Source organism: Nocardia transvalensis NBRC 15921, from assembly GCF_000308875.1.
In the GTDB taxonomy this organism is placed as follows: Bacteria; Actinomycetota; Actinomycetes; order Mycobacteriales; family Mycobacteriaceae; genus Nocardia; species Nocardia transvalensis.
On sequence record NZ_BAGL01000127.1, the window covers coordinates 242,882 to 260,489 of the forward strand.

Annotated in this window: 16 protein-coding genes and 1 pseudogene; 5 read left to right on the top strand and 12 right to left on the bottom strand. The window is 69.5% G+C overall.

The annotated features are described in order from the left end of the window. The first annotated feature begins 149 nt into the window (after nt 1-149). Nucleotides 150-1,565 (top strand): amidase, encoded by a 1,416-nt coding sequence (locus tag ON41_RS36985; RefSeq protein WP_040753652.1) that lies wholly within the window; start codon nt 150-152, stop codon nt 1,563-1,565. Here ON41_RS36985 and era read toward each other — a convergent pair. The 6 genes and pseudogenes from era to ON41_RS37015 all read right to left on the bottom strand — a co-directional run bounded on the left by era (nt 1,562) and on the right by ON41_RS37015 (nt 7,015). Beyond that, complete coding sequence (era, locus tag ON41_RS36990) at nt 1,562-2,482, bottom strand: GTPase Era (protein WP_040753656.1); 921 nt, start codon at nt 2,480-2,482, stop codon at nt 1,562-1,564. The two genes, ON41_RS36985 and era, sit on opposite strands and share 4 nt — an antisense overlap. 149 nt (nt 2,483-2,631) lie before the next feature. Next, a pseudogene (locus tag ON41_RS36995) lies at nt 2,632-2,958 on the bottom strand (cytidine deaminase-like protein); the annotation flags it as partial. Then, the gene (locus ON41_RS37000) at nt 2,951-4,273 is read right to left on the bottom strand and encodes a hemolysin family protein (protein ID WP_040753661.1); all 1,323 of its coding nucleotides are present in this window, start codon (nt 4,271-4,273) and stop codon (nt 2,951-2,953) included. The gene ON41_RS37000 and the pseudogene ON41_RS36995, both read right to left, overlap by 8 nt. After that, nucleotides 4,270-4,824, bottom strand: a complete 555-nt coding sequence (gene ybeY / locus ON41_RS37005; RefSeq protein ID WP_040753667.1) for an rRNA maturation RNase YbeY — start codon at nt 4,822-4,824, stop codon at nt 4,270-4,272. Before ybeY ends, ON41_RS37000 begins: the two co-directional genes overlap by 4 nt. A 32-nt stretch (nt 4,825-4,856) precedes the next feature. Next, entirely contained in the window at nt 4,857-5,918 is a 1,062-nt protein-coding gene (locus ON41_RS37010; protein ID WP_040753990.1) for a PhoH family protein, read from the bottom strand. 206 nt (nt 5,919-6,124) lie between these two features. Then, nucleotides 6,125-7,015 carry a LysR family transcriptional regulator gene (locus ON41_RS37015; protein WP_040753672.1) on the bottom strand — a complete coding sequence of 297 codons (891 nt, stop codon included), beginning with the start codon at nt 7,013-7,015 and terminating at the stop codon, nt 6,125-6,127. Between the two features lie 102 nt (nt 7,016-7,117). Here ON41_RS37015 and ON41_RS37020 point away from each other — a divergent pair, with 102 nt between their 5' ends. Continuing rightward, complete coding sequence (locus tag ON41_RS37020; protein ID WP_051163367.1) at nt 7,118-8,350, top strand: MFS transporter; 1,233 nt, start codon at nt 7,118-7,120, stop codon at nt 8,348-8,350. 22 nt (nt 8,351-8,372) lie between these two features. Here the strand turns inward: ON41_RS37020 and ON41_RS37025 are convergent, their stop codons facing one another. Continuing rightward, complete coding sequence (locus ON41_RS37025) at nt 8,373-9,134, bottom strand: dienelactone hydrolase family protein (protein ID WP_051163369.1); 762 nt, start codon at nt 9,132-9,134, stop codon at nt 8,373-8,375. 191 nt (nt 9,135-9,325) lie between these two features. Between ON41_RS37025 and ON41_RS37030 the strand changes: the two genes are divergently transcribed. Continuing rightward, nucleotides 9,326-9,634, top strand: coding sequence for a hypothetical protein (locus ON41_RS37030; protein ID WP_040753675.1), 309 nt, complete (start codon nt 9,326-9,328; stop codon nt 9,632-9,634). Between the two features lie 258 nt (nt 9,635-9,892). On the opposite strand, the gene ON41_RS37035 is transcribed toward ON41_RS37030, so the two are convergent. From ON41_RS37035 to ON41_RS37055, 5 genes are all read right to left on the bottom strand, one after another. After that, nucleotides 9,893-10,633 carry a 16S rRNA (uracil(1498)-N(3))-methyltransferase gene (locus tag ON41_RS37035; RefSeq protein ID WP_040753677.1) on the bottom strand — a complete coding sequence of 247 codons (741 nt, stop codon included), beginning with the start codon at nt 10,631-10,633 and terminating at the stop codon, nt 9,893-9,895. Between the two features lie 7 nt (nt 10,634-10,640). Further along, the gene (gene dnaJ, locus ON41_RS37040) at nt 10,641-11,792 is read right to left on the bottom strand and encodes a molecular chaperone DnaJ (protein ID WP_040753679.1); all 1,152 of its coding nucleotides are present in this window, start codon (nt 11,790-11,792) and stop codon (nt 10,641-10,643) included. Nucleotides 11,793-11,852: 60 nt separating this feature from the next. Beyond that, entirely contained in the window at nt 11,853-12,884 is a 1,032-nt protein-coding gene (gene hrcA, locus ON41_RS37045; RefSeq protein ID WP_040753682.1) for a heat-inducible transcriptional repressor HrcA, read from the bottom strand. Nucleotides 12,885-14,068: 1,184 nt separating this feature from the next. Then, nucleotides 14,069-15,271: a radical SAM family heme chaperone HemW gene (hemW, locus tag ON41_RS37050; RefSeq protein WP_083905907.1), complete on the bottom strand. Its 1,203-nt coding sequence runs from the start codon at nt 15,269-15,271 to the stop codon at nt 14,069-14,071. Between the two features lie 52 nt (nt 15,272-15,323). Continuing rightward, on the bottom strand, nt 15,324-15,719 hold the full coding sequence (locus ON41_RS37055; protein WP_040753690.1) for an SgcJ/EcaC family oxidoreductase: 396 nt from the start codon (nt 15,717-15,719) through the stop codon (nt 15,324-15,326). A gap of 185 nt (nt 15,720-15,904) precedes the next feature. Here ON41_RS37055 and ON41_RS43915 point away from each other — a divergent pair, with 185 nt between their 5' ends. After that, entirely contained in the window at nt 15,905-15,997 is a 93-nt protein-coding gene (locus ON41_RS43915) for an Ms4527A family Cys-rich leader peptide (RefSeq protein WP_373281383.1), read from the top strand. A 122-nt stretch (nt 15,998-16,119) separates the two neighbouring features. Then, the coding region (locus ON41_RS37060; protein WP_040753695.1) for a nitrite/sulfite reductase at nt 16,120-17,608 on the top strand (1,489 nt) is incomplete at its 3' end.

Consider the following 17,608-nt stretch of genomic DNA (forward strand, 5'->3'; position numbering starts at 1 on the left):
CGGACGACCTGCGCAAATACCTGCCATCGACATCACAATTCGAATACGGGCATGATCGTCGCCGCTAGGAGGGCATGGCGACAGCCAAGCTGGACGAATGACCAGATGCGCGCTACCTTCTCCAGCAGCAGGAAGAGACGGAGATCACCATGACCACGGCCTCGACACGCGACCTCGGACTGGCCGATACGGCGGCCGCCCTCGCCGCGGGCACGATCGGTTCGGTGGCCGCGACCACCGCTGCACTCGACCGCATCGAGGCGAGCGGGCCCACGCTCAACGCCTTCCGGGTGGTGCGCCGCGAGGCCGCGCTCGCCGAGGCCGCCGACCGCGACCGCCGGCTCGCGGCGGGTGAGCGCCTGCCGCTGCTCGGGGTGCCGATCGCGATCAAGGACGACACCGATATCGCCGGAGAACCAACCGCTTTCGGCTGCGGCGGCGACTTCCCGCCGAAGACCGAGGACGGCGAGCCGGTGCGGCGGCTGCGGGCGGCCGGTGCGGTGATCGTCGGCAAGACCAATACCTGCGAGATCGGCCAGTGGCCGTTCACCGACGCCGAATCCTTCGGCTACACCCGCAATCCCTGGGACGCGCGGCACACCCCGGGCGGCTCCTCGGGCGGGTCGGCCGCCGCGGTCGCCGCCGGGCTCGTCCCCGCCGCGCTGGGCTCCGACGGCGCGGGTTCGGTGCGCATTCCGGCGTCGTGGACGAATCTGGTCGGCATCAAACCCCAGCGCGGCCGGATCTCCACCTGGCCGCTGGCCGAATCCTTCAACGGCCTCACCGTCAACGGCCCGCTCGCCCGCACCGTCGCCGACGCGGCCCTGCTGCTGGACATCGCGGCCGGACCGCATCCGGGAGACCGGCACACCCCGCCCGCGCTGACCGTCTCCGATGCCGTCGGCCGCGATCCGGGCCGCCTGAAAATCGCTCTGTCCCTGAGCATTCCGTTCACGGCGACCAGGACGTCCCTCGACCCGGAAGTCGCCGCCCGGGTGCACGCGACGGCCGACGCCCTGCGCGCGCTCGGACACGAGGTCACCGTCGCGGACCTGCACTACGGGCTGCTGATCGGCGCCACCTTCCTGCCCCGCTCGATGACGGGTATCCGCGCCGCGCTCGCAAAACTGCCCGGCGCCCAGGTCGATTCGCGCACCAGGTTCAACGCCGCCGTCGGCCTGGCCCTCGGCGGACCGGCGCTCGCCGCCGCGCGGACCGCGGAACCGGTGCTGCACCGGCGGATCGGACGCTTCTTCGACGAATACGACGTCGTCCTGGCGCCCACCACCGCCACACCGCCGCCGCCCGTGGACGCCATGGACGGCCTCGGCGTCTCCGCCACCGACGCCCTCATCACGGCCGCCTGCCCCTACACCTGGCCGTGGAACGTGCTGGGCTGGCCCAGCGTCAACGTCCCCGCCGGCTTCACCGACTCCGGCCTGCCGGTCGGCGCGCAGCTGATGGGCCCCGCGAACTCCGAACCGCTGCTGGTTTCCGTTGCGGCGCAACTGGAATCGGAGCTGCGCTGGGACCGGCATCGGCCCGCGCCCTGGTGGGAGAACTAGAAGCCCAGCTTCCCCAGCTGTTTCGGGTCGCGCTGCCAGTCCTTGGCCACCTTGACGTGCAGGTGCAGGTAGATCCGCGTGCCGAGGATGTGCTCGATCTGCTTGCGGGCCGCGGTGCCGACCTCCTTGAGCCGGGAGCCGCCCTTGCCGATGACGATGGCCTTCTGGCTGGGGCGCTCCACGTAGAGGAGGGCGTGCACGTCGAGCATCTCCTCGTTCTCTTCGCGCGGCAGCACTTCCTCGATGACGACGGCCAGCGAATGCGGCAGCTCGTCACGGACGCCCTCGAGCGCGGCCTCGCGGATCAGCTCGGCCATGAGCGTTTCCTCGGGCTCGTCGGTCAGCTCGCCGTCGGGGTAGAACGCCGGTCCCTCGGGCATCTGCGCGGCGATCACGTCGATGAGCACCTCGACCTGCTCGCCCTTCACCGCCGACACCGGGACCACCTCGGCCTCGGGTCCGAGCAGCTCCGAGACGGCGACCAGCTGGTGGGCGACCTGGTCCCGGCTCACCTTGTCGATCTTGGTGACCACGCCGAGCAGGGTGTTCTTCGGCGCCATCTGCTTGACCTGCTGCACGATCCAGCGGTCGCCGGGGCCGATCTTCTCGTCGGCGGGGATGCAGAGGGCGATGACGTCGACCTCGGAGTAGGTGTCGCGCACCAGATCGTTGAGCCGCTGGCCGAGCAGGGTGCGCGGCCGGTGCAGTCCGGGAGTGTCGACCAGGATCAGCTGCGCGTGGTCACGGTGCACGATGCCGCGGATGGTGTGCCGGGTGGTCTGCGGGCGCGAGGACGTGATCGCGATCTTCTGGCCCACCATGGCATTGGTGAGCGTGGATTTACCCGTATTGGGACGGCCGACGAAACAGACGAAGCCGGAACGGAATTCGCCGTCCTTCGACGGCCCGGTGCTCATTCGAACACCCCGGACTCGGCGTCGAGGTCGAAACCGTCGGGCAGGTTCCGTGGGCGCACCGCGTTGGATTCGCCGCCGATCGGATTCTCCACGCCGTACGGATTCTCCGCCGCCACACCGTCACCCGACGGGGCGACGTCCCCGAGCGTCTCGACGACCTCGCCCTTGCGATCCGCGAGCACGACCCGGGCATCCGGCGAGATCTCGTGCACCGCACCGATTCCCGCGTCCTGCCGCTGCCCGCCGACCAGCACCGCGGCCTCGAATCCCTCGGCGCCGCTGGAGATCGCGGCCGCCACCGCCGCCTGCAACGCGGTCAGCCGCAGCACCTTCAGCTCCACCGCCCCGGCGGCGTAGGTGCGGCCGTCGGTGTCGCGCACCGCGGCGCCGGTACCGCCGCCGGTGCGGCCCATCGCACCGCGTGCCAGCACCACCAGCTTGTTGTCCTCGGCGCCCAGTCCGGCGGCGTCACTCATCGCTCGCTCCATCCTCGTGTCCGGCAAAACCGTTGTTGCTCTTGTGTTCGGCGTCGACCTTCTCCGGCGCGCGCTTGACGACGACGGTGTGGACGCGGACCCGCCCGCGGGCGTCGGCACCACCCTCGCCGCGCAACTGCAGGCCGTGGGCCACGACCTTCGACCCCGGCAGCGGCACCCTGCCCAGCGCGTGCGCGAGCAGTCCGCCGACGGTGTCGACGTCCTCCTCCTCGATCTCCATGCCGAACAGCTCACCGAGATCGTCCACCGACAGCCGCGCCGCCACCCGGTACTTGCCGTTGCCGAGATCCTCGATCGGGGCGATCTCGTCGGTGTCGTACTCGTCGGCGATCTCCCCCACGATCTCCTCGAGCACGTCCTCGATCGTCACCAATCCGGCGATGCCGCCGTACTCGTCGACCAGCAGCGCCATGTGGATGCGGCGGCGCTGCATCTCGTCCAGCAGTTCGTCGAGGGGTTTGGAGTCGGGCACGAACACCGGCGGCCGCATCACCTCGCGCACCCGCACCTTCTTGCCCCGATCGGCATACGGCACAAGGTCTTTCAGGTAGACCACGCCGACGATGTCGTCGACGTTCTCCCCGATCACCGGAATCCGTGAATGTCCGGACCGGACGGCCAGGGACATCGCCTGGGCCGCCGTCTTCTCCGCCTCGATCCACACCATCTCGGTGCGCGGCACCATGACCGCGCGGGCCGAGGTGTCGCCGAGTTCGAAGACCGACTGGATCATCCGGCGCTCGTCGGGATCCACGACGCCGCTCTGCTGCGCCATGTCCACGACCTCGCGCAACTCGACCTCGGAGGCGAAGGGTCCGTTGCGGAATCCCTTACCGGGCGTGATCGCGTTACCGATCAGGATCAGCAGCCGGCTCAGCGGGCCGAGCAGCAGGCCGATCGCCTGCAGCGGCAGCGTGGCGCCGAGCGCGATCGAATACGCGTGCTGGCGACCGAGTGTCCGCGGGCCGACGCCGATGACCACGTAGTCGACCAGCACCATCACGACCGCGGTAAGCAGCAGGGCCCACCCGGTGCTCAGCCAGTCGGTCAGCGCCGCGGCCAGCAGGACGGTGGCGGTGATCTCGCAGGCCAGCCGCAGCAGCACCATCAGATTCACGTAGCGCGGGCGGTCGCGCACGATGCGGGCCAGCCGCCGGGCGCCACCGCGATCGGCGCGCACCAGATCCTCCACCCGGGCGGGCGAGATCGTGGCCAGCGACGCGTCGATGGCCGCGAATACGCCGCCGACCGGCACCAGCAGAATCGCCAGGAGCAGCAGGATCAGTGAGTTCACGCGGGATCCAGCGGGTCACCGGGTGCGGTGAACCCGGTCTTGCCGAGCAGGCGTCGGTCGCGCTCGGCGAGTTCGGCACGGCGCTGCGCCTCGCGCAGGCTCTCGTACCATTCGGAGAGCAGCCTGTTCTGCAGGCCGAACATCTCCTTCTCCTCCTCGGGCTCGGCGTGGTCGTAGCCGAGCAGGTGCAGGACGCCGTGGACGGTCAGCAGCGCCAGCTCGTGGTCGAGCGCGTGACCGGCCTTGGTCGCCTGCGCGCCCGCGAATTCGGGGCACAGCACGATATCCCCCAGCATCGACGGGCCGGGCTCGCCGCCGTCGGGCCGCCCGCCCGGCTCCAGCTCGTCCATCGGGAAGGACATCACGTCGGTCGGGCCGGGCAGATCCATCCAGCGCATGTGCAGGTCGGCCATGGTGTCGAGATCGACCAGCACCATCGACAGCTCCGCCGCCGGATGCACATCCATCCGGCCGATCACGAATCGCGCGACACTGACCAGCTCTTCCTCGGATACGTCCATACCCGACTCGTTGGCGATCTCGATGCTCACCCTCGTAAGCCTAATCGGAGGTGACGGAGGATTTACCGCCGCCCGGCACGGCTGGCCGCGCGACGCTGGGCGCGGTTGCCCGGATAGTGGGGCAGCTGCTGCGGGCGCTCCTCGGCCTCGTAGCGGCCGTAGGCGTCGACGATCTCGGCGACCAGGCGGTGGCGGACCACGTCACTCGAAGTCAGTTCGGCGAAGTGGATGTCGTCGACGTCCATGAGGATGTCGCTCACCACGCGCAGGCCCGAACGCGTGCCGCCCGGGAGATCGACCTGGGTGATGTCACCGGTGACGACGATCTTGGAACCGAACCCGAGCCGGGTCAGGAACATCTTCATCTGCTCGGGCGTGGTGTTCTGCGCCTCGTCCAGGATGATGAACGAATCGTTGAGCGACCGGCCGCGCATGTAGGCCAGCGGCGCCACCTCGATCACGCCCGACTGCATGAGCTTCGGGATCGCCTCCGGATCCATCATGTCGTGCAGCGCGTCGTAGAGCGGGCGCAGGTACGGATCGATCTTCTCGTTCAGCGTGCCCGGCAGGAAGCCCAGGCGCTCGCCCGCCTCCACCGCAGGGCGGGTGAGGATGATCCGGTTGACCTGCTTGGTCTGCAGCGCCTGCACGGCCTTCGCGACCGCGAGGTAAGTCTTGCCGGTGCCGGCGGGACCGATGCCGAACACGATGGTGTTCTCGTCGATCGCGTCGACGTAGCGCTTCTGGTTCAGTGTCTTGGGGCGGATGGTCTTCCCGCGCCGGGACAGGATGTCCAGGCTCAGGACCTCGGCCGGGGAATCCGAGGAGCCCTCGGTGAGCATGGAGTACGTGTGCCGGACCGCCTCGGGCGTGACGACGCGGTTGCGGCCGGTGAGCGCCACCAATTGCTCGACCACGCGCTCAGCCAGCGCCACATCGGCGGCGCGGCCGGTCAGGGTCACCGAATTGCCTCGGACGTGGATATCGGCGTCGAGCAGGCGCTCGAGTTCCCGGAGGTTCGCGTCGGCCGAGCCGAGGAAGCCGAAGACGGACTCAGGTGCGAGTTCGATGCTGGAGCGGACGGTCCGTGCGGCAGGGCTCGAGCCGTTGCCGCCGGCTCCGATGCCGGCCTGTGGGGTTGTCGGGTCGCCGATGTCGCCTGGAGTTCGCAATAGGTGCTATGGCCTGCTTCCGGTCTCGAACCTGTGGTCTCGTGTGATGAAAGTTTAACGCGGCCTACCGACAGAGCCCAGTGAATATGCGGCTACCAGCAGGTCACGGGCGCGTTCCGGATAGTTTCGCCTGGCGCGAACCGGGTACCTACCCCTACTCACCGCTGCGCCCGATCGAAGGCGAAGTCGCGGAAGCGCCGCACCGCCTCCGAGGGGGCGGCATCCGCCGACCAGATCAGCCCGACCGCACGGGAGGCGCCGGGATCCGCCAGCGGCACCAGCACCGGCCCCGGCTGCGGTCCCCGCACCGGCGGCTCCTCCTCCAGCGGGTACAGCGCGACGCCCAGACCGGCCCCGACCAGGCCCGCGACCGTCACCAGATCGGTCGACTCCAGAGCGATGCGGGGGCGGAAGTCGGCGGCGGCGCACAGGTCGTCGAGGATGCGGCGCATGCCGAAGCCCGCGGGCATGGCCACGAATTCCGCATCGGCGGCCTCGGCCAGCCGGACTTGCCGTCGTCCCGCGAGACGGTGGTCGGCCGGGACCGCCAAGGCGAGCCGCTGCCGCAGCAGGGTGCGCCAGCCCAGCCCGGACGCGGCGGGTTTCGGCGAGACCAGACCGAGGTCGGCGGATCCGTCCAGGACCCGGGCCGTCACGGCCGCAGCGGCATCCTGGCTGAGCACGAAGGTGATGCGGCCCGAACCGCGGCGGAAGTCGGCGACCAGCTGCGGCACCAGCCGTGCGCCGAAGGTGTGCAGGAAGGTCAGGCGCACCACGCCTTTGGCGGGGTTGGCGAGGTCGGCCAATTCCCGTGCGGCGGCATCCAGTTCGGCTTGGGCGCGGCGGGCGTGCTCGTAGTAGACGCGGCCGAACTCGTTGAGCGTCAGGCGTTTTCCGTGCCGGTCGAACAGCCGCACCCCGAGGCGGTGCTCGAGCCTGGCCAGCATGCGCGAAAGCGTCGGCTGCACGAGATGCAGCTGATCCGCGGCGGCCCCGACCCGCTCCAGCTCGGCGAGCGTGAGAAACCAGTGCAAATCGTCACTCGGCACGGGCGGCCGCTCCCTCCGGACCTCTGCTAATGCTCCTGCGGCATGAACTTCGCAATCATTATGCATTTCCTTTCGAAGTGTGCCCGGGCCGATGCTGGGGTCATGACCACCGCAGCCGCCGCCTCGCCCGATACCGCGACACACGAACGGCGGATCACGGTGGCGCTGTTCGCGGCGGGCCTGACCACCTTCGCCTCGATGTACAGCGCGCAGGCGCTGCTGCCGAGCCTGTCGGTGGCCTTTGCCGCGACGCCCGCCCGCGCGGCGCTCGCGGTCTCGCTGACGACCGGGCTGCTGGCCCTGGCGATCGTGCCGGTGAGCGTGCTGTCGGGGCGGTTCGGCCGCACCCGCGTGATGATCGTGTCGGCGGTGGTGTCGAGCGTGATCGGCCTGCTGCTGCCGCTCAGCCCGAACCTGGACGTCCTGCTCGCCGGGCGCGCGATCCAGGGTCTGGCGCTGGCCGGGGTGCCCGCGGTGGCGATGGCGTATCTGGCCGAGGAGATCGGCTCCGCCGGGCTCGGCGCGGCCATGGGCGTCTACGTCGCGGGCACCAGCATCGGCGGGCTGGCGGGACGGCTGCTGCCGGCCTTCACCCTCGAGGTGGCGTCGTGGCGGTGGGGCGACGCCGCGGTCGCGGTGGCGGCGGCGCTGTGCACGATCTGGTTCGTGCGGTGCCTGCCCCCGTCGCGCCGGTTCGAGGCCCGGCCGCTCGGAATCCGGTCGCTGACAAGCGATCTCGCGGGTCACCTGCGTCACCGCACGCTACTCGCCCTGTTCGGCCTGGCGTTCGTGCTGATGGGCGGATTCGTCTCGCTGTACAACTTCCTCGGCTACCGGCTGATCGATGCGCCGTTCGGATTGTCCGCCGCCACAGCGGGTCTGGTGTTCCTGATGTACCTGGCGGGAACTGTCACCTCCGCGACCGCGGGCCGCATGGCCGACCGCCACGGCCGCCCGCGGATACTCGCCCTCTCCGTCGCGGTCATGGCCGTCGGACTGCTGATCTCCCTCCCCGACAGCCTCCCCTTCGTCCTGCTCGGCATCCTGCTCTGCACGGCGGGCTTCTTCGGCGCCCACTCCGTCGCCAGCGGCTGGGTCGGCGCCGCCGCCACCGGCAACCGCGCCGCCGCCTCCTCCCTCTACCTCTTCGCCTACTACCTCGGCAGCTCGATAGCCGGCGGCGCCGCCGGCATCGCCTACGGCCACCACGGCTGGGCAGGTCTCACGGGATACGTCGGAGCCCTACTCGCCATCGCGATCGCCCTCACCACAACCCTCGCCCGATCGGCCCGCGGTCACGCCATATCGTCGGGAAGGATCCGAAACGCCGCGTAGCGACTGATACCACTAGGGTGGCCTATCGATGCAGTTCGGTGGCGAACAGCTCTGTTGTGCGGGTCCAGGAGTCGGTCGCGGCGGGCTCGTTGTAGGGCTCGCGGCCGGGGAAGAAGAAGGCGTGGTGGGCGCCCGGGTAGACGACCAGGTCGTGGCGCACACCGGCTTCGGTGAGCGCGGTGGCGATGTGGTCGCGCTGGGCGGCATCGATGACGTGGTCGAGTTCGGCGAAGAGCATCAAGATGCGGACGTCGCGTTGTGCGATCTCGCCGGTGTGAGCCAGCAGCGGATCGGGCTTGCTCAGTGCGGTGCCCGACTCGGTCAGCCAGCCCGGGTAGTAGATGGCGGCCGCAGCGATATCGAGCCTGGTCGCCGCGAAATAGGCCAGGTGCCCGCCGAGACTGAAGCCCAGCAATCCGGTCCTGCCGGAGGCGCCCGCATGCTCGCGTACATGGGCCAGCGCGGCCCGCAGATCGGCCTCGACGCCGTCGCGGGTGAGCTGCCCGAGCCATTCGAAGGCGAGTGCCCGGTTCTCCGCGCTTTCGGTCAATCCCTCGGCCGTTCGCGGACCCAAGCGGTGATAGACGTTCACCGCGACGGCGACATAGCCGAGTGCCGCGACGCGGTCGACGATCGCGCGCACCTCAGGCGTCAGGCCCCACAGCTCGGCGCCGACCAGGACGACGGGAAAGGCGTCCTCGCCCGCGGGCCGCGCCACGTAGGCGGCCATCGGCGAGCCCTCCACCTCGATATCGACTCGCCGCGTGGTGATTTCGTGCGCCATGCTCGACCTCCGTCTCTCGCCGCGAACTCTGCCAGGTCCGCGGACGATCGGCACGCCGGGGCCTGGTCGATCGCTGGTCCCATGTCGCCCCATGTGAGGTGCGACACATTCGAACGGGCCGTGGGAACCACACCCCGACCGGTCCGTCTAATGCCATGACGGACAACACCGTTCGAGACGAAGGAATACGTATGAAGCTTCGGATGGCCACCATTCTCGTATCCGCCGCGCTGGCGGGCGCGGGACTGATCACGGCCGGCTCCGCCGCGGCGCTCGCCCCGTCGGCGACCCCGGCCCACCAGCAGGCTCCCGAAGGTTGCCAGCCGCCTCCGCTCGGTCCCGACGGTAAGCCGCTGCCCCCGCCGCTCGGCCCGGACGGTCGCCCCCTGCCCCCGCCCAACGGTGCGGACGGCAAGCCGTGCCCGCCGCCGCTGGGCCCCGACGGCAAGCCCCTGCCTCCTCCGCCCGGCGCACCGCTCCCCCCGCCGCCGGGAGCCTGACGGCCCGCGCAGTGCCGACCCTTCCGTGCCGATTCCGCACGGCTGGAGCCGATCTCACCGATCGAACCCCGAGAAGGTCGGCACTGCCCGTGTCTCACGCATCCGATACGGAACAGAGCTGACGCGTCCGGTACGGACGCCGACTGACGCACCCAGCCTGCAAGCACGGGCCGGCCTGAACCAGTGAAGACGCCTACGTCCGCACACGGACGAGTAAGTCGGCGCATCTCACCGGGGCGCAGGGCTTTACAGCCGGTGCTACCAGCGCGGGGTCAGAGCGCCCAAGGCCCCCAGGGCGACCGCGGCGGCGGTGGATGTGCGCAGGACCGTGGGACCCAGCAGGACGGGAACCGCGCCCGCGTCGGCGAGGGCGGTCAGTTCGCTGTCGTCCAGGCCGCCCTCCGGGCCGACGATCAGCACGACACCGGACGTCCCCGCGAAGGGAAGGTCCGTGAAGCGGGAGGCGCCCGACTCGTGCAGTGCGGCGACGACACCGTTGTCCGCCTTGACCTTTCGCACCAGCCCCAGCACATCCGCAGTGCGGTGCAGATCGGTCACCTCGGGAATGTAGGCCCGGCGCGACTGCCGCGCGGCGGACCGCGCGGCCGCCCGCCACTTGTCGACGCCCTTGCGCGCCTTGCTTTCCCAGTTCGACACGCAGCGCGCGGCCTGCCACGGAACGATGACGTCGGCACCCGCCTCGGTCATCAACTCCACCGCCAGCTCGGACCGATCCGATTTGGGCAGCGCCTGAACCACGGTCACCGGCGGTGCGACGGGTTCGGCGAGCGATCGGCTCGAGACCTGAAGTTCGAGCCGATCCTTCTGTGCCGCAACGACCTCCGACTCGGCCAGTACGCCCGCGCCGTCGGAGAGCGTGATCGGTTCGCCGACCCGGATCCGCCGCACGGTCGCCGCGTGCCGGCCCTCCGCACCGTCCAGCACCGCGATCGCACCCGGCTCCGGGATGTCGTCGAGGTAGAAAACCGTTGCGGCCACGCCCGTTTCAGCGCCCGCTGAACGAGGCCCGCAACCGCGCGAAGAGTCCGCTGTTGTGCTCGGACTGCGCCGACAGCACCTCGGTGCGCTCACCGTTGCGGGTCGACTTGTACTTGCGCAGCAACTCCGACTGCTTGTTGTCCAGCTTCGTCGGCACCACGATGTCCAGGTGGGCGACCAGATCGCCGCGCGCACTGGACCGCAGCTTCGGCATGCCGTGCCCGCGCAGCACCGACACCTCGCCGGGCTGGGTGCCCGCGGGAATCGTCAGCTCGGTCGGGCCGTCTAGGATCGTGTCGATCACCACGGTGGTGCCCAGCGCGGCGTCCACCATCGGCACCCGAATCGTGCAGTGCAGGTCGTCGCCGTCGCGGACGAACGTGTCGTGCGGCTGCTCGACGATCTCGACGTACAGGTCACCGGCCGGGCCGCCGCCGGGGCCGATCTCGCCCTGCGCGGCCAGCCGCACCCGCATGCCGTTGGCGACACCCGCGGGGATCGGCGCGGCGATCTCGCGGCGCGACCGCACCCGGCCGTCGCCGCCGCACTTGCGGCAGGGGTCCGGAATGGTCTCGCCGGTGCCGCGGCAGGTCGGGCACGGCCGGGAGGTCATGACCTGGCCGAGGAACGAGCGCTGCACGGTCTGCACCTCGCCCGCGCCGGCGCAGGTCTCACAGCGCACCGGCTTCGAATTGCCGTTGGTGCCCGCGCCCTGGCAGGTATCGCACAGGACGGCGGTGTCGACGGTCAGGTGCTTGGTGACCCCGACCGCGCATTCGGCCAGCGACAGCCGCGTCCGCAACAGCGAATCGGCGCCCGGCTGCACACGGCCGCGCGGCCGGCGCGGACCGCCCGAATTCATCCCGCCGAAGAACGCCTCGAAGACATCGCCCAGACCACCGAATCCGGCCCCGGCGAAACCGCCCGCGCCGCCGCCCGCCGACTCCATCGGGTCGCCGCCCATATCGACGATGCGCCGCTTCTCGGGGTCGCTCAGCACCTCGTAGGCGGTCGACACGTCGCGGAACTTCTCCTGCGCGTCCGCGTCCGGATTGACGTCGGGGTGCAGTTCTCGCGCCAGCTTCCGGTAGGCGCGCTTGATCTCCTGATCGGTCGCGTTGCGGCCGATGCCGAGAATTCCGTAGTAGTCCCGTGCCACTTGCGTCTCTAGTCCTGTTCCGATTCTGTTCCGCTCACAACCCTTGCGGCCGTGGCCGGCTCATCGCTCGGCGAGTACCTCGCCGATGTATCGAGCGACCGCCGCCACCGAAGCGATGGTCCCGGGATAATCCATGCGGGTAGGGCCGAGCACTCCCATCCCCCCGAGCACGGTACCCGGCACACCGTACCCGGTGGACACCACGGAGGTGCCACGCATCTGCTCCACCTGCGTCTCCTCGCCGATCTGCACGGTCACCATGCCCGGTTCCTGCGCGGCGGCCAGTAGTTTCAATACGATCACCTGCTCTTCGAGCGCCTCCAGCACCGAACGCAGCGAGCCGGGGAAGCCGAAGTCCCCTACATTACGGGTCAGGTTGGCGGTGCCACCCAGCACCAGCCGCTCCTCGGGATGTTCGACCAGCGTCTCCACCAGCACCGTGGACACGCGGACCAGAACATCGCGCAGTCGCGGCGGGGCGTCGACGGGGAGTTCGGCCACCGCCGCGGAGGCCGCCGACAGGCGCTTGCCGTCCATGGCCTTACCGAGCATGGCGCGGAGCGCGGCCAGATCCTCGTCGTCGACGACCGTGCCCAGATCGACGAGGCGCTGGTCGACGCGGCCGGTATCGGTGATGACCACGAGCAGCAGGCGCGCCGGATTGAGCGCGACGACCTCGAGATGGCGGACCGTCGACGCCGAGACGGTCGGGTACTGCACCATCGCGACCTGCCTGGTCAGCTGCGCGAGCAGCCGCACGCCGCGACGCAGCACGTCGTCCAGGTCGACGCCGCTCTCCAGGAAATCGATGATGGCCCGGCGCTCCGCCGGCGACAGCGGCTTGACCTCGGCGATGTGATCGACGAATTGCCGGTAGCCCTTGTCGGTGGGTATGCGCCCGGAACTGGTGTGCGGCTGGGCGATGTAGCCCTCGGCCTCGAGCACCGCCATATCGTTGCGCACGGTGGCGCTGGACACACCCAGATTGTGCCGGTCGACCAGGGTCTTCGACCCGATCGGCTCCTTGGTCGCGATGTAGTCCGCGACGATGGCACGCAGGACCTCGATCCGCCGCTGTTCCGTGCTCGGCATCGGCCCTACCTCCTCGCTTGCCCTCGGCTCCGCCGGGCATCCGCCCGCGCCACGGCACGACGCGATCACACGGATCCCCGGTTCATCCCCCTCCAGTCTAAGTGCACAGCCGCAAATCCCCCGCGCACCGGTTCCAACCCTGGTGGTTGTGGCGTCGAGGGGAGAGTGGAAAGCCGCCGCGGCATGGGCGCGACGGCTCGGCGCACCCCGTCGTAGAACCGGACGAGGCGCTGATCACACCCTGTTCTCAGTCGGGGTGAGCTTCTTTCCCCGCTGCGGCGTCGAGGCCCAGCATGGCCAGTAGCGACTCGCAATCGGCGGCATCCGACGCATGACTCGCGACCGCACGGGCAGCCAGAGCACGCCGGCGCGCACCCTCTGCCCTCTCCGCGGCGCGTGACTCGGCGAACTCGCTCTGATCGTTGACAAAGGGTGTACGGGCCTGCGGCATGGGACTCCTCGGGGTTGCGTCGAACGCTACACCGCCCAGCACCCCACCTCAGCCCAACGGTCGAATCCGCCCCGGCCCGACCACCCGACCAGGCCCGCAGCCGACACCCGTTGCTACAGTCTGCGATCACGTCGAGGGGGAACCACCGATGCCACACAACATCCTGAAGCCGGACCTGCCCGATATCGTCCGCGGCAATCGGCGGGAGCGATGAACGACTTCCCCGAAGACGAGATGGACGTGCCGCTAACGGTGTCGAAGCGCCCCGAAGCGGAGATTGCCTGGGGCGAGAAGAAACGGATGCACCCGACTCGCGATATCAGATTTCTGGCAACTCACCCGCGACCTCTTCCTGAACTGGGCGTTCCCGGCGCTCGATGTCAACGCGGTCCTATACGGCGAATGGCCATTGTGTGGGACATGCCTCCGCCGACAGCGCGGGCTGCGGCTGCTCGGCCGAACTGTCCTGCTGCTCGGGCCGGTAATACTCCTTGCGGCTGCCATTACGCGCGCAGCGGGACCGGCGGAACTCTATATTCCGCTGATCATCGCATTCTTTCCGTTCTGGTTGCCCATAGGCACACTCACTGCCGTTCTGTTTTTCGCGAAGGCACAGCAATTCGTGAGATGCCGGCCGATCGTGTCGGAGAATTCGGTGACAATTCGCGCCCACCCCGCTTTCGCTGCCGCCGTGGAAAAAGGCCCAGTCGATTCTCGGCCGCGACCCGGGGCATCAGGTCAGGAGGTCTCGGACGACGGCGTCGGCGAGTAGGCGGCCGCGGTCGGTGAGGGTCATGGTGTCACCGGAGCGGGTGGCGAGGCCGTCTGCGATTACTCGCTGGGCTGCGGATCGGCCGGAGGGGTTCAGGGCGTCCAGGGGTAGGCCGGTGCGGAGGCGGACGGTGAGCATGACGCGTTCGGTGTAGCGCTCTTCGGGGGTCAGGGACTCCCAGCCGGCGGCGGGGAGGGTGCCCTGGGTGACGCGGTCGGCGTAGCGGGACGGGTGCTTCACGTTCCACCAGCGGACGCCGCCGAGGTGGCTGTGGGCGCCGGGGCCGGCGCCCAGCCAGTCGCCGCCGCCCCAGTAGCCGAGGTTGTGGCGGCAGCGGGCGGGATCGCTTGCGGCCCAATTGGATACCTCGTACCAGGTGAGGCCGGCAGCGGTCAGGCGGGTGTCGATCTGCTCATAGCGGGCGGCGAGGACGTCGTCGTCGGGGGCGGGGAGTTCGCCGCGGCGCACCCTGCGGGCCAGCGCGGTGCCGTCCTCGACGATCAGCGAATACGCGGAGACGTGGTCGACGCCGGCGGCGAGGACCGCGTCGAGGCTGGCGTCCAGGTCGGCATCCGTCTCACCCGGCGTCCCGTAGATGAGATCGAGATTGACGTGGTCGAATCCGGCGTCCCGGGCCTCGCGCGCGGCGGCCACGGCCCGGCCGGGCGTATGCGTGCGATCGAGCACCCGCAACACGTGTTCGGCGGCGGACTGCATACCCAGCGACACCCGCGTGAACCCGGCCGCCCGGATCCGCTCGAAGAACCGCGGCGAGGTCGACTCCGGATTGGATTCCGTCGTGACCTCGGCCCCGTCGGCGAGCACGAAGTTCGCCCGGACCGCGTCCAGCACCTCCGCCAGCCCGTCACCCCCGAGCAGCGACGGCGTCCCACCCCCGACGAAGATCGTCGACACCTCCGGCTGCGAACCCGGCAACGCGCCGAATACGCTTGCGGCCGTAGCCAATTCACCCCGCAGCGCCTCCATCCACGACCGCGGCGACGACGAGCTGCCCAACTCCCCCGCCGTGTAGGTGTTGAAATCGCAGTACCCGCACCGCGTCGCACAGAACGGCACGTGCACGTAGATGCCGAAGGGACCGCCGCCGAAATCGGTCAGCACCGGAGCCGCCGAACCGAGTTCCGCGGCAGTCCCACCAGCAATCGAAGTCACCGTCCCAGTCTGCCCACCACCCGGTTGTGACGTGGAACCGGCCTCACCCCCGGGGCACCTCCGTGTTCTGGCAGGCGCTCAACAGCCATCGGCCGTCGGACCGGGTCATCACGTACATCGGCGACCCCTCGCCGGTGACCTCCCCCGCATTGTCGAAGTACAGCTGCCGCACCTTCACCGCGGCGACATCGGGACGCAGGAAGCGCACGAGAACCACCTCGTACGTCGCGGTCCCGGCACGCATGGCACCGGGAAGAACCGAGGCGGTGAACTCGGCGATGGCGTCCCGCCCGACGAGCAGCTTGCCGCCGCCTGTGGTCCAGATCGCATCGGGATGGAACAGGCCGACGAACTCGTCGACGAGTTCGTTCCGCTGGGCGTGCTGAACGGTGCCGACGACGTCGTGGATGGCATCGAGATCGGCCTGCGTAGTTGTCATGGGACGATCCTGAGACCCGAACAAAGGTAGAGGTCAAGAGCCGGAGATCATTTCGGCCGTTTCGGTGCGTCGATCTATGACGGATCTCACAAATTAGGACGGCCGTCCAGGGAATTTCCCTCGAATTCGCGGAAAATATGGGTAGGCGGTCGGAACGACCCCGCTGACATGGCACAATAGGCTGCATGACTGGGCTCGGAGTACGACTGGTGGCGCGTCGCCACGTCGACTTCAAGCGTGTCTGCAGTGCCAGCTGTCTGCCGGATTGCCTCCGGTAGCGCGGCCTTCTACCGACTGCGGCGTCCTTTCGACGCTATTCTCCCGGCCGCCCGAATACCGAAGGCGTGAGCCAGCCCCTCCCGCCTGCCGCAAGGCCTGATCCATCCGCAGGAGCGACCCTATGACGTCGAGTACCGACGCCGGTCCCAACTCAGAGTCCCGCGCGACGCGCGAACAAGAAGTCGCCCGCGAGCGCGAGCAAGCCGCTCGCGAGCGCCGGGTTCGTTCGCGTGCCCAGACCGGCAACGCCCCACGCGAGCGCACCGGTAAGCCGGTCCGCCGCAAGTCCGAGGGTCAGTGGGCGCTCGGCTACCGCGAGCCGCTGAACCCGAACGAGCAGAGCAAGAAGGACGACAACCCGCTCAACGTCCGCGCCCGCATCGAGAACATCTACGCCAAGGGCGGCTTCGACTCCATCGACAAGAGCGACCTGCGCGGCCGCTTCCGCTGGTGGGGCCTCTACACTCAGCGCGAGCAGGGCTACGACGGCACCTGGACCGGCGACGAGAACATCGACCTGCTCGAGGCCAAGTACTTCATGATGCGGGTGCGCTGCGACGGCGGCGCGCTGAACGTCGAGCAGGTGCGCACCCTCGGCGGCATCTCCACGGAGTTCGGGCGCGATACCGCCGACCTCTCCGACCGCGAGAACGTGCAGTACCACTGGATCGAGATCGAGAACGTCCCCGAGATCTGGCGGCGCCTCGAGTCGGTCGGCCTGCAGACGACCGAGGCCTGCGGCGACTGCCCCCGCGTCGTCCTGGGCTCGCCGCTGGCGGGCGAGTCGCTGAACGAGGTCCTCGACGCCACGTCCGCGATCGAGGAGATCACGCGCCGCTACATCGGCAAGAAGGAGTACTCGAACCTTCCCCGCAAGTTCAAGACCGCGATCTCCGGCCAGCAGGACGTCGTTCACGAGATCAACGACGTCGCCTTCGTCGGCGTCGAGCATCCCGAGCACGGCCCCGGCCTGGATCTGTGGGTCGGCGGCGGGCTGTCCACCAACCCGATGCTGGCGCAGCGCGTCGGCGCGTGGGTGCCGCTGGACGAGGTGCCCGACGTCTGGGAGGCCGTCGTCTCGCTGTTCCGCGACTACGGCTACCGCCGCCTGCGCACCAAGGCCCGGCTGAAGTTCCTGATCAAGGACTGGGGCATCGAAAAATTCCGCGAAGTTCTCGAAACGGAGTACCTGAAGCGGAAGCTGATCGACGGCCCCGCGCCGGAGCAGCCGACCCGCCCCATCGACCACGTCGGCGTGCAGAAGCTGCGCAACGGGCTCAACGCGGTCGGGTTCTCCCCCATCGCCGGCCGTGTCACGGGCAGCATCCTCACCCAGGTCGCCGACGCCGTGGAGCGCATCGGCTCCGACCGCATCCGCTTCACCCCGTACCAGAAGCTGATCGTGCTCGACGTGCCCGACGACAAGGTCGACCAGCTGATCGACGAGCTGGAACCGCTGGGCCTGCACGGGCGTCCGTCGATGTGGCGGCGAAACCTGCTGGCGTGCAGCGGTATCGAGTTCTGCAAGCTGTCGTTCGTGGAGACCCGCAAGCGGTCCCAGCATCTGGCGCCGGAACTCGAGCAGCGGCTGGCCGATATCAACGCCCAGC